This is a genomic window from Massilia sp. CFBP 13721 (genome assembly GCF_014842025.1).
Taxonomy (GTDB): domain Bacteria; phylum Pseudomonadota; class Gammaproteobacteria; order Burkholderiales; family Burkholderiaceae_D; genus Telluria.
The window spans coordinates 395557-410316 of record NZ_JACYUY010000001.1; the positions used below are offsets into that span (position 1 = coordinate 395557).

The 14760-nt window shown below is 66.0% G+C and carries 12 protein-coding genes and 1 rRNA gene; 4 read left to right on the forward strand and 9 right to left on the reverse strand.

Translation table 11 applies throughout. The annotated features are described in order from the left end of the window. Positions 1–66: 66 nt before the first annotated feature. The 7 genes from IFT60_RS01610 to IFT60_RS01640 all read right to left on the reverse strand — a co-directional run bounded on the left by IFT60_RS01610 (position 67) and on the right by IFT60_RS01640 (position 9340). Positions 67–2832, reverse strand: coding sequence for a TonB-dependent receptor (locus tag IFT60_RS01610; RefSeq protein ID WP_192048749.1), 2766 nt, complete (start codon positions 2830–2832; stop codon positions 67–69). Positions 2833–2992: 160 nt separating this feature from the next. Next, a complete protein-coding gene (locus tag IFT60_RS01615) occupies positions 2993–4135 on the reverse strand; it encodes an ABC transporter ATP-binding protein (RefSeq protein WP_192048751.1) in 1143 nt (380 codons plus the stop codon). A 19-nt stretch (positions 4136–4154) separates the two neighbouring features. Beyond that, on the reverse strand, positions 4155–4988 hold the full coding sequence (locus IFT60_RS01620) for a carbohydrate ABC transporter permease (RefSeq protein WP_192048753.1): 834 nt from the start codon (positions 4986–4988) through the stop codon (positions 4155–4157). Then, positions 4985–5899 (reverse strand): carbohydrate ABC transporter permease, encoded by a 915-nt coding sequence (locus IFT60_RS01625; RefSeq protein ID WP_192048755.1) that lies wholly within the window; start codon positions 5897–5899, stop codon positions 4985–4987. Before IFT60_RS01625 ends, IFT60_RS01620 begins: the two co-directional genes overlap by 4 nt. A gap of 11 nt (positions 5900–5910) precedes the next feature. Beyond that, positions 5911–7215 (reverse strand): extracellular solute-binding protein, encoded by a 1305-nt coding sequence (locus tag IFT60_RS01630; protein WP_374001287.1) that lies wholly within the window; start codon positions 7213–7215, stop codon positions 5911–5913. Positions 7216–7295: 80 nt separating this feature from the next. Then, positions 7296–8264 carry a glycoside hydrolase family 43 protein gene (locus IFT60_RS01635; protein ID WP_192048757.1) on the reverse strand — a complete coding sequence of 323 codons (969 nt, stop codon included), beginning with the start codon at positions 8262–8264 and terminating at the stop codon, positions 7296–7298. Between the two features lie 119 nt (positions 8265–8383). Then, entirely contained in the window at positions 8384–9340 is a 957-nt protein-coding gene (locus IFT60_RS01640; protein ID WP_192048759.1) for a LysR substrate-binding domain-containing protein, read from the reverse strand. Between the two features lie 215 nt (positions 9341–9555). Here IFT60_RS01640 and IFT60_RS01645 point away from each other — a divergent pair, with 215 nt between their 5' ends. Then, positions 9556–10194, forward strand: coding sequence for a hypothetical protein (locus IFT60_RS01645; RefSeq protein WP_192048761.1), 639 nt, complete (start codon positions 9556–9558; stop codon positions 10192–10194). Position 10195: 1 nt separating this feature from the next. Beyond that, positions 10196–11704: a S1 family peptidase gene (locus IFT60_RS01650; RefSeq protein ID WP_192048762.1), complete on the forward strand. Its 1509-nt coding sequence runs from the start codon at positions 10196–10198 to the stop codon at positions 11702–11704. 47 nt (positions 11705–11751) lie between these two features. On the opposite strand, the gene IFT60_RS01655 is transcribed toward IFT60_RS01650, so the two are convergent. Continuing rightward, positions 11752–11967, reverse strand: coding sequence for a hypothetical protein (locus IFT60_RS01655; protein WP_192048764.1), 216 nt, complete (start codon positions 11965–11967; stop codon positions 11752–11754). A gap of 232 nt (positions 11968–12199) precedes the next feature. On the opposite strand from IFT60_RS01655, the gene IFT60_RS01660 reads away from it, so the two are divergent. After that, positions 12200–13591: an ethanolamine ammonia-lyase subunit EutB gene (locus IFT60_RS01660; RefSeq protein ID WP_192048766.1), complete on the forward strand. Its 1392-nt coding sequence runs from the start codon at positions 12200–12202 to the stop codon at positions 13589–13591. Positions 13592–13600: 9 nt separating this feature from the next. Then, complete coding sequence (eutC, locus tag IFT60_RS01665) at positions 13601–14422, forward strand: ethanolamine ammonia-lyase subunit EutC (protein ID WP_192048768.1); 822 nt, start codon at positions 13601–13603, stop codon at positions 14420–14422. An 85-nt stretch (positions 14423–14507) separates the two neighbouring features. On the opposite strand, the gene rrf is transcribed toward eutC, so the two are convergent. After that, positions 14508–14620, reverse strand: a 5S ribosomal RNA gene (rrf, locus tag IFT60_RS01670). Positions 14621–14760: the final 140 nt, after the last annotated feature.

The window sequence follows — 14760 nt, forward strand, 5'->3', positions numbered from 1 at the left end:
CTCCTGAAAACGAAAACCGCCCGCGCGTGCGGGCGGCTTGCTGTTACGTCTGTATCTGCATCCGCCTTACATCTTGTAGCGCAAACTGACGCCATAGGTGGTCGGGTTGTAGCGGATATCGCGCGGCTGGTAAGGCCCGAGCGAACTCTCGAACTTCTCGCGGGTCAGGTTGATCGCGTCCAGGTGCAACGACAGGTTGGGCGTCAATTCGTAGCCGACGGAGAGGTCCACGAAGGTAGCGCCCTTCACCACCCGGTCCTGGTTGAATGGTGGCTCGGCGATCTGCTCGACGTAGTCGCCACGGCGGGTCGCAGCCAGGCGGCCGGTGATGCCATTCCCTTCATACAGCAGCGCCAGGTTCACGTTCTTCTTTGCCACGCCGACGAGCTGGGTCTTGCTGAAGACGTTGCTGCCGAAGGTGGTCCGGGTCTCGTTCTCGCCGTCGATCCAGGTGTAGTTGAACTGTGCTCCGAAGCCGCTCCACGGGCCTGGCAGGAAGTCGAAGAACTTCTGGATGCCGAATTCGGCGCCGCGCAGCATGCCCTTGCCCGAATTCTGCGGACGCGAGACGCGGTAGGTGATGCCGTTGATCACTTCGTCCTGGGTGAAGTTCTGCAGGTAGCCGTCGATGTCGCGGTGGAACAGCGCAATCTGGGCGTAGCCGTTCTTCGCGAAATAGTACTCGAGAGTGGCGTCGAGGTTGGTCGAACGGGTCGGCTCGAGGTCCGGGTTGCCGGAACTGCCGCTGCCCGGGTTATTCACGGTGGGCGGCACCAGCGACAGCGCCGGATTGAGCTCGCGGAAGCCCGGACGGGCAATCGTCTTGCCTGCCGACAGGTGCGACTGCCAGGCGTCCGTCCAGCCGACCACCGCCGAGATGCTCGGTAGTACGTTCGTCTCGGAGGTCGACAGGTCGACGTTCGAGATCACGTCGCCGATCCGGTTCTGGCCGCGCAGCTCGCGGTTCACGCGCACCACGCGCGCGCCCGCTTCGCCGCTGACGTCGATGCCGGCCACCTTGGTCTTCCAGCGGCCCGACAGGTACAGGGTTGCGCTGCGTTCGGTCTGGTCGAACAGGCGCGTCGGGTCGTCCGGCAGGCGGCCGCTCGGCAGGCCGTAGGCGTTGCGCACGACGTCGGCGTTATCGAGCAGGTAGTCGGACGAAGGCGTGACCCATGGGCCGCCGAGGCGGTCCAGGCCGGGCACCAGCTGCTGGAAGGACGGGCCGAACAGGCCTACCGGCGTCGGGCGCACGGCGGTATTGAAATCGGTCGGACGGTCGGCGCCGTGGTAGCTGGCCTTGCGTGAGGACAGGCGCACGCCGCCCAGGATGGCGGAGAACAGGCCGTCGCCGCCCAGGCGGTAGGTGCCGTCCGAACGCCACTGGAACTGGCTGCCGGCCTGCTCGTTCCAGTTCTGCACCATGCCGCGCAGGACGAACTGGCTCGGGTCGCGCAGGGCGTTGAGGCTGCCCGGCGTGCTGACCGAGGTGTAGCCGCCATGGCCGTCGGCCCCATAGGCGAAGACGCTGGAGCTGGCGTTCGGGACCTGCTGGTCGACGATGATGGTGTCGTTGACGAACTTGGAACGGGTGTAGCCGAGCGACGAATTGACCGTCAGCGGACCGTTCGCGTAGCGCAGGCCGAGATTGAGGTAATGGGTCGTGGTGCGCTCGTCCTGGCCCCAGGTGCTCGTCGCCGTGTAGGGGTCGAAGTCGTAGGGGCCGACGTCGAAGCGCGCCGCCGGCGCATTGGCCGACAGGATCGGGCAGATTACGCCCATCGGCGTGTTGCAATGGCTGCCCTGGGGCGCCAGCACCACGTTCGTCAGGCGCGGCGCCCAGGTGACGATGTTGAGGATGTAGTTGACCGCGTTGCGGCCCTGATAGCCCATGCCGAGGTATTGGGCGCTGGCCTGGAGCTGTGGGCTGATCTTCCACTGGAAGGCGCCGTGTACGCTCTGGCGCTCGCGCTTGCCGCTGTTGTAGATGCCGCCGATGTTGGGCAGTTGGCCCAGCACTTCGCCGGGGGCGGTGGCGAAGGGTGGGCGGTCTCCAAGGCGGGTCGCGGTGCCGTCCGGGCGCACCGAAAACACGTTGGTCGGGCGGTCGACCCACTGCACCGGATAGGCCCAGTTTTCGCGGTTGACGGCGACGTCGAACAGCGCACCCATCTCGCCGACGCTTGTGTTCCAGCGGTTCGAGACGAGGAAGCCGCCGCCGGGATTGTGCCGGTCCTTGGTGGCGCTGCTGCCGTTGGTCTTCTGGAAGCGGTCCTCGATGTAGCCGGTGGCGGTGAAGCCCTTTGCGTCGAAGGGCGAGCGCAGGCGGATGTTGACGGCGCCGGCGATGCCGCCCTCGAACTGGTTGGCGGTGGCCGACTTGTAAACTTCCATGCCGCCGATCGACTGCACCGGCAAGTCCTGGTAGGACAGGCGGCGCCCGGCGGCGGTGAAGATTTCGTTGCCGTCGATGGTAGTGGTGACGTCTGGCAGGCCGCGAATGATGACGGTATCGGTCTGGCCCCGATCGCGCCCGACCTGCACGCCGGCCACGCGCTGCAAGGCGTCGCCGGCCTGGCGGTCGGGGAACTTGCCGATGTCGTCGGCGTTGATGGCGTCGACCACCTGCACCGCGTCGCGCTTGATCGCTTCCGCCGAACGCAGGCTCTGGCGCAGGCCGGTGACCTGCACCACCGCCGGTGCCTGCCCGGCAGCTTCAGTGGCCGCCGTCGCGTCCGGGGTGGTTTCCGTGGTCTGGGCGAACGCCGGCGCCCCGTAGGCCGTCATCAGCATGATGGCGGCGCAGATCGGCTTGACTTTCAGTCGTGTCATGCATGTCTCCTGAATATTATAAGAAGGTGGTCACCCGCCTGCCGGTCAATGCCGGCTTGGGCCGTTACACATATTAAGAGAGCAACAGATCCGTCACCAATAACGAAACGCGCAAGAGCTATCCGAAATCGTCATGGCATGCAGGGTCATGCCTGGAGTGTCAAGCTTGGGACAGCGGCGCCGCCGTGCTCTCGACCCATCCGGGCGCGAACACCTCGCCCTCCGCGTCGAACAGGAAGGCGCGCGTGGCCGGGAACACCAGCTCGACCCGGCTGCCCGGACGCGGCGGCGCGGTATCGGCATCGCATTTCACCGCCACCATGTCGCCGGCTTCGACGCCGTCGACGTGGGCATACACCAGGGTCACGTCGCCCAGGTACTCGACCAGGGCGACGATGGCGCCGATGGCGCCATCGTGCCCGCCGGCGCGGCCGATCTGCAGGTGTTCGGGCCGGATACCAAGGGTGACGCGCGCACCCGCCTGCGCACGCGCGACGTCGGCCGCCACTTGCACCTGCGCGCCGCCCGCCAGCAGCACGGCGGTGCTGCGCCCGGACTGCCCGGCCAGCGTGGCTTCGAAAAAATTCATGCGCGGCGAACCGAGGAAGCCGGCGACGAACTTGTTGGCCGGGCGTTCGTAGAGGTCGAAGGGGGTGCCGACCTGCTCGATGCGCCCTCCGTTCAGGACCACGATCCTCGTGCCCAGGGTCATCGCCTCGACCTGGTCGTGTGTCACGTAGATCATGGTGCTTTTCAGCTCGCGGTGCAGGCGCGCCAGCTCGACGCGGGTCTGGCCGCGCAGCGCGGCGTCGAGGTTCGACAGCGGCTCGTCGAACAGGAAGACTTCGGGTTTGCGCACGATGGCGCGCCCGATCGCCACGCGCTGGCGCTGGCCGCCGGACAGGGCCTTGGGTTTACGATCGAGCAGGTGCCCGATCTGCAGGATCTCGGCGGCGCGCCCTACCCGCTCGGCGATCTCCGCCTTCGGCACCTTGGCCAGCTTCAGCGCGAAGCCCATGTTGTCGAACACGCTCATGTGCGGATACAGCGCATAGCTCTGGAACACCATGGCGATGCCGCGCCGTGCCGGTTCGATCGTATTGCTGACGCGCCCACCGATTTCGAGCGTGCCGTCGCTGATGTCTTCCAGGCCGGCGATGATGCGCAGCAGGGTCGACTTGCCGCAGCCCGAGGGGCCGACGAAGACGACGAATTCGCCGTCGGCGATGTCGAGGTCGATGCCCTTGAGGACGCTGTTGTTGTCGTACTGCTTTTTGATGCCGCGAAGGCTGACCGATGCCATGTATCTTGCTCCTGAATAGTTAGCCTTTGAGTCCGCTCGCGGCGAGGAAACCCTGTGTCACGCGGCGCTGGAATACCACATAGGCCAGGCCCACGGGCAGTGCGCCGATCAGCGCCGCCGCCATCAGCTGCGCATAGCGCACGCCAAAGGCGTCGTAGGTTTGCGTGAGGCCGAGCGGGATCGTCATCATGTCGTTCGAGGTGACGATGATGAAGGGCCAGAGGAAGTTGTTCCACGCCCCGATGAAGGTCACGATCGCCATCGCCCACACGATGTTGCCGGATAAAGGCAGGTAGACGCTCCACAGCACCCGCAGCGGGTTGGCGCCGTCCACGACGGCGGCCTCGCGGAAGTCCGCCGGGATCCCGTCGAAGAACTGCTTGAACACGTAGATCACGACCGGCGACACCACCTGCGGCAGCACCAGCCCGGCGTAGCTGTTGATCATGCCGAGTTGGTGCATGGTGCGAAACAGCGGCACCAGCAAGGCCTCGAACGGCAGCAGGAAGGCAAGCATCGCGAGGGCGAACAGGACGCCGCGCCCGCGAAAGCGCAGCTGCGAGAACGCGTAGGCCGCGCCCAGGCTGATCGCCATCGTCACGACGGTCACCAGCAGCGACACCAGTGCGCTGTTGAACAGCCAGCGCGGCAGGTTGCCGGCGCTGAGCGTCTTGCGGAACGCGTCCAGGGTCCAGACCTGGGGCAGCCAGTGGAAGGTGGCGGACACCGTTTCGTGTTCGGGGCGCAGCGCGGTGGACACCGCCCACAGCAGCGGGAAGGCCCACAGCGCGGCCAGCAGCACGGCGCAGGAGACGGCGGCGATGCTCCACCAGAGTTGGGAACGATGCTTCACGAGGACCTCCCCGCCACCAGGCGCGCCAGCAAGGTCAGTGCAATCACCACGAACATGAAGGCCATCGCGACCGCGGCCGCATAGCCGGCGTCGCTCTGGGTAAACGCGGTTTCATACATGTAGTGCAGCGTGACGCGGCTGGTGTTGTAAGGGCCGCCGCTGGTGAGGATATAGGTCTGCCCGAACACCTTCAGCGAGGCGATCAGCTGCAGCAGCAGCGCGGTGCCGAACACGGGTTTCAGGGCCGGCCAGGTGATCGCGCGGAACAGCGTGAAGCCGCGCGCGCCATCGAGCGCCGCCGCTTCGTACTGTTCGGCCGGGATGTTGCGCAGGCCGGCCAGCAGCATCAGCATGTTGAAGCCGACGGTCCACCAGACGGTGCCGATGGCGACCACCGGCAGCGCCCAGTGCACGTCGGACAGCCAGGCGCGCTGGCCGCCGACCAGGTGGTTGATGATGCCCGACGAGGGTTGCAGCATCCAGTCGGCGATCAGGGTCATGACCGAGATCGGCAGCACGTAGGGCAGGAAGAAGGCGCCCTGCAGCCAGGATTGAAAGCGCACGAAGCGGTGCACCAGCAGCGCCATCACCAGCCCGATGCCCGTCAGCGGGATCACGGTCAGCAAGGCGAAATAAAAGGTGTTCCCGAGCGAAGCCCAGAACGAGGGGTCCTGAACCAGCGTCGCGTAATTGGCCAGGCCGACAAAGGCGCTGGTGCGCGTCAGGCTGCTTTCGGTCAGGCTCAGATACAGGGTTTGCAGCGCAGGTCCCAGGAAGAACAGCAAAAAGGCGAGCACGAAGGGCGCCAGCAGCAGCATGGCGGGCAAGCCCTCGGTGCGGGCGCTGCGCGGCGGTGCCGCGGCAGGAAGCGGCAATGCAGCGGGATTCAAACGCGCGGCTTCTCTCGACATCCGCATCTCCTTCAATAGCGCGGTGGACGTTTGCGCAGCAGGCGCAAGGCTTCTTTTTCGAACATCCCGAGCGCCTCGGCCGGGGTCAGCTGGCCGGACAGCGCGCCCGGCATGAATTTCGACGCCATCGACTCGACCGGGCCGGCCGCCCCCATGTACCAGCCGTCCGGGTCGTAGACGACGTTTTGCGCCGCCGATGCATACAGCGCATTCGGCATCAGCGCGCGCGCCGCGGCCGACTCGGCCACCGGGCGGTAGGCAGGCACGTGGCCGCCCTCGGCCCAGCCCATCGAATGGCGGCTGACGTAGGCCATGAAGGCGAGCACCGCGCGCAGCCGCTCGGGCGGCATCGGCTTGCCCTCGTTGGCGGGAATCGCGAATGCGTGCGAATCGGTCCAGACGCTGGCGTCCCGGTACAGGCGCGGCAGCGGCACGATGCCATAGTCGAAGCCGAGCGTGCCCTGTTTTGTGGCGCGCACCAGTTCCGGCACTTCCCACACGCCGTTGATCATGAAGCCGGCGCCGCCGCCCATGAACTGGCTGGTCGAGGCCGGGTAATCGAGGCCGGCGGGCGCGTAGCCGTCCGTGAACCAGGCGCTGACCTTGGCCAGCTCCTCGACGCCGGCGCGGCCGTAGGCGAACCGGCCGTTCTCGATCAGCGGCGCCTTGCGCTGGGCCAGCAGCGACAGCCACAGGCGCCAGATTGCGTACGAGCCCTGCCCCGATTCCATCGCCAGCCCGGCCTTGCCGGTGCGCGCGCGCACGCCCTTGAACGCGGCGGTGAGCGCCTCGTAGCCGACGATGGGTTTCAACGTGCCGACGCCATCGAGCAGCCCGGCCTGGCCTGCGAGGTTCTTGTTGTAGTACAGGACCAGCGGGTGCAGGTCGAGCGGGATCGCGTAGTTGGCGCCGCCGTAGTGCGACTTTTCCCACTGGCGCGGGAAGTAATCGCTGCCCTTCAGGCCGGCCGCGGCCAGCTCGGGCGCACTGATGGGTCGCAGCACGCCGCCGCCGGCCAGGTTGGGCAGGCGCGACAGGTGCACGGTGGCGATGTCGGGACCGGCTCCCACCACCGCCGAGGTGATCAGCTTGGTATAGAAGGGCTCGCCCCATTTGAGCGTGGTGCTGACCACGCGCACCCCGGGCTGGCTGGCGTTGAAATCGTCGATCAGGGCGCGCATGCGGGCGCCGTCGCCGCCGCTCAGCAGCGTCCACAGGCGGAGCTCGACCGGCGTCTGGGCGCGGGTCTGCGCCCGCGCCGGCAGCACGCCCAGCGCACCGAGGGCCGAGGCTGCGACAAATCTTCTGCGTTGCACCACGTTGTCTCCAACTCGTCTTGATCGGCAGGCCTGTTCCGGCCCGTCCCGTCTTTAATCTCTATTCTCTATTATGGCCGTTACCGCACCAGGGTCGTGCCCTGCACCACCGGCTTGCCGTCCACCCAGGCCAGGCGGTCGATATACAGGAAGCGCCGGTCGGCGCGCTTGCCGTCCGGTTTCAGTTCCCAGGCGTGGTAGGCGATGTAGTCCTGCCCGTTTGCCTGGAACACGGCCTGGTGGCCCGGCCCGAACAGTTTGGCCTCGGCGCTGGTTTTCAGGAAGGGTGCGTCGCCAACCGGTTCGCACGGTCCCATCGGCCCGCCGCAGCTGGCGTAGCCGGCGGCATAGGTGCCGTCGCCGAAATCGTTGGCCGAATACAGCAAGGTGTACTTGCCGTCGCGCTTGACCATGGTCGGCGCCTCGATCACCTTGCCTTCCCAGGTGCGGCCATTGGTCAGCAGGCGGCTCGGCTGGCCCGTTACCTGCAAGCCGTCGGGCCGCAATTCCTGGGCGAAGATGTGGGTCGGCTGCTTGCAGCAATTGCCGTCGCTCTTGAAGTAGAGGTAGAGGCGGCCGTCGTCCTGGAACGGGCTGGCGTCGATGGTGCCGCCGAGCTCGGCCTGGCAGACCAGCGGCTTCGCCGCAGTGTCGACGAAGGGGCCGGCCGCCGCGCTTGACACGGCGGCGCCGACACACTGGCGGTCGGAGGCGATGTCGTGCGCCGTGTAGTACAGCACGTAGCGCGCGCCCAGCTTGATGACTTCGGGCGCCCAGACATGCGGCACTTCCTTGCGCACCCAGGGGGCCAGCGCCGGCATGGCGTCCGGGAGCGCGCGCCAGGACTTCAGGTCGCCAGAGTGCAGCAGCTGCACGTGCTTGTTGTTGGCATTGGTCGCGTAGGCGTAGTAGCCGCCCTGATCGGCCAGCACGAAAGGATCGGGAAAGTCGCCGATCGGATGGGCGGCCTGATGGGCACAGCTCGTGGTCATGAGGGCTGTGGCGCACAGGGCGGACAGGCGGACAATGCCAGGCAGGTGGTGGTTCATGGACAGCGGTCTCCTTGGGCGCTCATTATTTTGATTGGCGCATATATGCCTGAGATCATACTGACCCCAGCCCCCGCTTTCCAATAACCAAATTCGCCGGAGATATTCCAAATCCGTATTCATCGCACGCGTACCGGCGGCGGCGCCAGGCCGGCCGCTTCGCGCAGGGCCGCGAGCATCGCGTCGGCCGAGGGCGACAGGTGATGGCGCTTGCGCGTGACGATGCCGTAGACGTCGGTGCGCAGCCCGATGTCGAAGGGCAGCACGGCCAGCGTGCCGGCGTCGAGCGCGGGCTGGACCAGCTCGCGCGCCAGGGCGACGATGCGGTCGCTGTCGGCCAGCAAGCGCGGCACCAGCGGCAGCGCCACGGTTTCGATGATGTCGAACGGACGCTCCAGGCCCCTGGCGATGAACAGGGCCATCAACTGGTCGCGCACGCGGCCGCCCGCAGGCATGATCCAGGCGGCGCCGGCGAGGTCGTCGAGGGCGAGGTCGGCGCGTGCCAGCCAGGGATGGCCGGCACGAACGATCAGGCTTTGCGGCTCGTCGGCGAGCGGCTCGAAATCGAGTTCGGCGGCGGCGGATGGATCGGAGATGCGGCCGATGACGATGTCGAGTTCGCCCCCGCGCAGTTGCTCGACCATGGTGCGGCTGGTATCGACCGCGACTGCGACCTGGGTGCGCGGGCTGCGCTCCTTGAGCAGCTTGATCGCCTGCGGCAGCAGCGACGTCGCCGGGGTCAGCACGCTGCCGACCGAGACGCGCCCGCCAATGCCGGCCACGCCTTCCATGATTTCCTGGTGCGCCGCATCCATCTCGGCCAGCGCGGCGCCGGCGCGCCGGATCAGCACTTCGCCGTACCAGGTCGGCACCACCCCGCGCGGCAGGCGCTCGAACAAGGCCACGCCAAGGGCATGCTCGAGTTCGCCGATCAGCTTGGACGCGCCGGGCTGGGTCAGCCCCGCGGCTTCGGCGGCGTGCACGATGGAAGCGTGGCGCCCGAGCTCGACCAGCAATACCAGGTGGCGTGTCTTGAGGTGAAAACGGATGAACCGGGTCGAAGACGAATCACGCATACCACATTGTGAATTTCTGTTAGTAAATCATAAAGCAAGGCTGACGTTAACGTCAAACAGGCCTTACATTGGATGCGCTCCCGTGTCACCTTTCGGCAACGCATGCGGGGCGCGCCTGTCCGCTAATCCGCCCATCCAGTCGCAGGCCAATCATCCGTTGGTGAATAAACAATTTTGCGTTACGATACTTTCTACAATCCTCATCGGGGGTACGAATGGACGTAGACGACAGGGTGCTGCCTCGGACAGCCGGTTCCAGCGGCCTCGATCTCCTCGGTGGCGGCGCGCTCGGCATGCTGCTCGGTTTGCTGATCGGCTTGTCCGCGACCCCGGTGGTCGCCGGCGTCATCGCGGGGATCGTGGCCCTGCTGGGCGGCTTGTTCGGGATTGGGGACAAACTCGGCGGGCTGACGCCGGCGGGACTACGTCGGCTGACGGCATTTGCGCTTGCCGCCTTGCTGGCCACGCCGCTGTCGATCTGGATGCGCACGCACAACACGCTTGGCGTCTCCGTCGACGAGCACCTCGCGACGCTGACGAAACTACGCATCGAGGACAATGCGGAGCGGCTCGAATGGATCAAACTGTTGCACTTCGGAATAGTGCCGGACAAGGTCAAGACAATCGAGCGCGCTGCCGTTACCGGCGCCTTGTATAGCTTCGAGGAAGGAAGCCCACTGTGCCGCAACCTCGACGCCTTGAATGCCGGCCAGGGCGCCGCGGGCGATTATGCGACGGTGCTATCGGCCCATCCTGCAACGGCAGGCATCCAGAAACGCATCGATCGCATGCCGACGCCCGCCGAACAGCTGGCGGCCTATCGCCTTGCCTCAACCTACCTGTGCGGGGTATGACATGAAGCTGCTCGTGAAGACACTGGTTCTGGCTGCAGCCGTGCCGCTCCTGGCCGCAGCGCAGGACGCCCCTTCCGACAGCGTCCGCCGGGCCTCCCTGCGCGCTGTCGTTTATATCGAGACGGGCGACTGTCCCGCGCATCGTGAGCGCTCGGGTAGCGGCTTCGTGCTCGATGCGCCCGGCAATATCATCACGGCGCACCATGTCGTCGGCGGCTGCAAGACAATCAAGGTGCATTACAACGGCGTGCCCGCCGGCCAGCCCCGGATTTATAACGCGACACTGGCACGGGTCTTTCCTTCAGGCGACCTGGCGCTGTTGAAAGTCAATAATAGTCCGGTCGTCCCGGCCCTGAAGCTGGCGCCGCCGCCCTTCGACCGGAACGCCGCCTATGTCGGGCTGGGGTACCAGAATGGGCAACTCAGCCCGGGCGATGTGAAGGTTGCGTTCAGTTCCGGGGATGACCAGTTGAACAAGGTACTCACGTCGCAGCTGGTCAGGGAACTGGACGACCTGAACAGTCCTATCGACAAGTCCCGCCGCATCCTGCGTTTCAGCGACGCGCTGCAGCCGGGCATGTCCGGCGGGCCGATCATCGACCGGAACGGCGACGTCATCGGCATTGTGGCCGGGGGCCTGAAGGCAGGCGCGGCACCGGCCAGCTGGGGTTGGCCATCGAACTGGATCGGTTCCCTGCTGAACTCCACCGCGTCCGTATCGATGCCGATTCTGACGTCGCGTGCCTATTATTCGTCGACGGAACTCGAGCAAATCGCCGCGGTCGCGAACCAGGGCCGGACCATCCGCTGCGGCGACCTGAACCTGCTGCACCTCGGTACCCAGCGTTTCGCCGAACTCGCCATGGGCGCCGACGACGCGCCCCGGCTCGCGCACTTGTCGCAGCTGTCACGCATGTCCCCGGACGAGCTCAACAGCCTGCGGTTCGATGTATGGCGCCATACGCCGAGCGGCGCCACCGCCGTCTTGCCTGCAGGATACCAGCTGCGACGGACGGGAAATCACTGCCAGGCCGAGGACAGCACGGGCCGGTTCGCCCAGATGTTGTGGGGAACGAATGCCGCGTCGCCGGCGGACGTCCAGATGCAGTCGCAACTGTTCGAAGCCCGCGTCGTCGTGCCACTGCTGCCCCAACTGCAATTCTGGAGCTTCGACCCGCAGTTGACGACGACGATCGTGAACAATAACCAGGTGTTCCCCGGTCCGCAGTTCCGTCCGAATGGTCTGGTGTTTACGCGCAAGGGCCTGATGTATCCCACGCTGCCGCAACAGGGGATGTCCTCGCCGATCCTGCACGTGTTCGAAACGCTCATTGCCAAAAGCGGGACTTTCCTCGGCGTAGCGACCATTAATAGCGAGATCGCCCCGGCAATGACCGCATGCCTGACGACCAACTTCGCAGGGAGCGGGTGCCCTGCGGTGCGCGCGCACCTGAACACCTGGACCCACTTCGTGCTGGCCACACAGCTGTCGACCTATCCGGTCAACTGACCGCAATCCCCATGGCAGGCGGAAACGGACCTGCCATGGGGCGCCATCTATACCACCTTGACGCCGATGTCGCCCTTGAAGATGGCCAGCTCGAGCTGGAAGTCGTCGACCACGCCGCCGGGCCGGCCGTCGACCAGCACGGCGATGGCGCGCCCGCCTGCTACCAGCTGCATTTCGTCGTGCGAGAGCGAACGGACGGTGCCGCCCTCCTCGCGGATCGCTACCTGGGTGGAAGCCAGGTCCTTGATGACCAAAGTTTTCATGGGAGTGCTCCTTGAATGAATGGATATGACGAAGTGAGCCTTGTGTGAGCGCTCGTTATTCATGATGCATGGGGCGTGCCAGGCTGCCGGTTCCCTGGGCCGTGCCCTTGGTGTTGCTGGCGAGCGAACGCCTCCGGGCTGGCTGTCGGGCTGCACCCAACTATTCGTCGGTGAGGCGTCAAAGTGTGGCACGATCAGGATTGACGCCGACTTCCCCTGGAAGGAGCTAACCATGAGCCAGATAACCCATGTGGCAGGCAGCCGGACTTATACCTTCGCCGACCTGCGCGAGCTGCTGGCCAAGGCCTCGCCCACGCGCTCGGGCGACCACCTGGCCGGCGTGTCTGCCGGCAGCGCCGAAGAACGCGTCGCGGCGCAGATGGCGCTGGCCGACCTGCCGTTGACCACCTTCCTGAACGAGGCCGTGGTGCCTTATGAAACGGACGAGGTCACGCGCCTGATCGTCGACAGCCACGATGCCGCGGCCTTTGCACCGATCCGCCACCTGACCGTCGGCGGCTTCAGGGACTGGCTGCTCGGCGACGCGGCCGACGCGGCGCTGCTGGCGCGGGTCGCGGCCGGCATCACACCCGAGATGGCGGCCGCGGTGGCGAAGATCATGCGCATCCAGGACCTGGTACTGGTTGCCCGCAAATGCCGCGTCGTCACGCGCTTCCGGAGTACCATCGGCTTGCCGGGCACGCTGTCGACGCGCCTGCAGCCGAACCACCCGACCGACGATGCGTCCGGCATCGCCGCCAGCCTGTTCGATGGCCTGATGTACGGCAGCGGCGACGCCGTCATCGGCATCAACCCCGCCACCGACAACGTGCCGCAGGTGGTCAAACTGGTGCGCATGCTCGACGAGATCATCGACCGCTACGCGATCCCGACCCAGTCCTGCGTGCTGACCCATGTGACGAATACGCTGGCCGCGATCGAACGCGGCGCGCCGGTCGACCTCGTGTTCCAGTCGATCGCCGGCACCCAGGCGGCGAACGCCAGCTTCGGCATCGACCTCGCCCTGCTGGCCGAAGCGCGCGTGGCCGCCCTCTCGCTGAAACGCGGCACGCTGGGCGAGAACCTGATGTACTTCGAAACCGGCCAGGGCAGCGCCTTGTCGGCCAATGCCCACCACGGACTCGACCAGCAGACCTGCGAGGCGCGCGCTTATGCGGTGGCGCGCGCCTTCCAGCCGCTGCTGGTCAATTCCGTGGTCGGCTTCATGGGGCCGGAATACCTGTATGACGGCAAGCAGATCATCCGCGCCGGGCTGGAAGACCATTTCTGCGCCAAGCTGCTCGGCCTGCCGATGGGCGTGGACGTGTGCTACACGAATCACGCCGAAGCCGACCAGGACGACATGGACGTGCTGCTGACCATGCTCGGCGCGGCCGGCTGCAGCTTTGTGATGGGCGTTCCCGGTGCCGACGACATCATGCTGAACTACCAGACGACCTCGTTCCACGACGCCTTGTATGCGCGCCGTGTGCTGGGCCTGCGGCCGGCGCCCGAGTTCGCGGCCTGGCTGCGCGATATGGGGATTTTTTCGGATGACGCGCGGCTGGCGCCGGGCCGCGCGATACCGGCGCCGTTCCAGCGTGCGCTGCTGCGGCTTTCCTGAGGAGGCGACATGAGCGACGTTGTCGACGGCGACGATGCGAGTCTCGACCCCTGGCGGGCTTTGCGCCGCTTGACGGCCGCCCGCATCGCACTCGGGCATACCGGGGTCAGTCAGCCTACGCGCGCCCAGCTCGATTTCCAGCTGGCCCATGCCCGTGCGCGCGACGCCGTGCACCAAGCCCTTGATACTGCCGATTTGATGCTAGCGCTCGATGCCGCATGGCCGGGACTGCCTTCGCCCCTGTTGCTGCACAGCGTAGCGGAGAGCCGCAACGTCTACCTCCAGCGGCCCGATCTCGGGCGCAGGCTGGACGCGCCGTCGCGCTCGCTCATCGCGGCCCGGCTCGGCGGCGCAAATGAAGGCCCATGCGACCTGTCCATTGTCGTCGCGGACGGCCTGTCCGCCCTGGCTGTCATGCAGAATGCCGCCCCGCTGCTGCGGGCGCTGCGTGGGAAGCTGGAGACGGAGACATGGGCCCTGGCGCCCTTGGCGATCGTGCAGCAGGGACGCGTAGCGGTGGGCGACGAGATCGGCGACCTGCTGGGCGCGAACATCGTCGTGGTCATGATCGGCGAGCGCCCGGGACTGAGCTCACCGGACAGCATGGGCCTGTACATCACCTGGGCGCCGCGCGTCGGCCTGACCGACGAACGGCGCAATTGCATCTCGAACGTCAGGCCGGCCGGGCTCGGCCATGAGGATGCGGCGCACAAGCTGCATTACCTGCTGACCGAGGCGCGTAAGCGGCAACTGACGGGCGTTGGCCTGAAGGACGAGATGGGCGATACGGAAGTATTGATGGGCAGCGATACGCGCCCTTTCCTGCTCTGACGCGACGAAATAGAAGCACAAGAAGTCGGACGCCCAAAAGCAAAAAGCCCACCAGTTTCAACTGGTGGGCTTCGCTTTATAACTAGCCTGACGATAACCTACTTTCACACTGGTTGCAGCACTATCATCGGCGCAAAGTCGTTTCACGGTCCTGTTCGGGATGGGAAGGGGTGGGACCGACTTGCTATGGTCATCAGGCATGACTTGTACGAGGCGTTGTCTTTGTCGACAGCGTCTCAGAATCTGGAGGAAGTAAAGTTCAGGTAGTGTCTGTCACAACAAACAGCACTGTATTCTCATTGCTATAACCTGCCAAGGTTATAGGGACAAGCCGTACG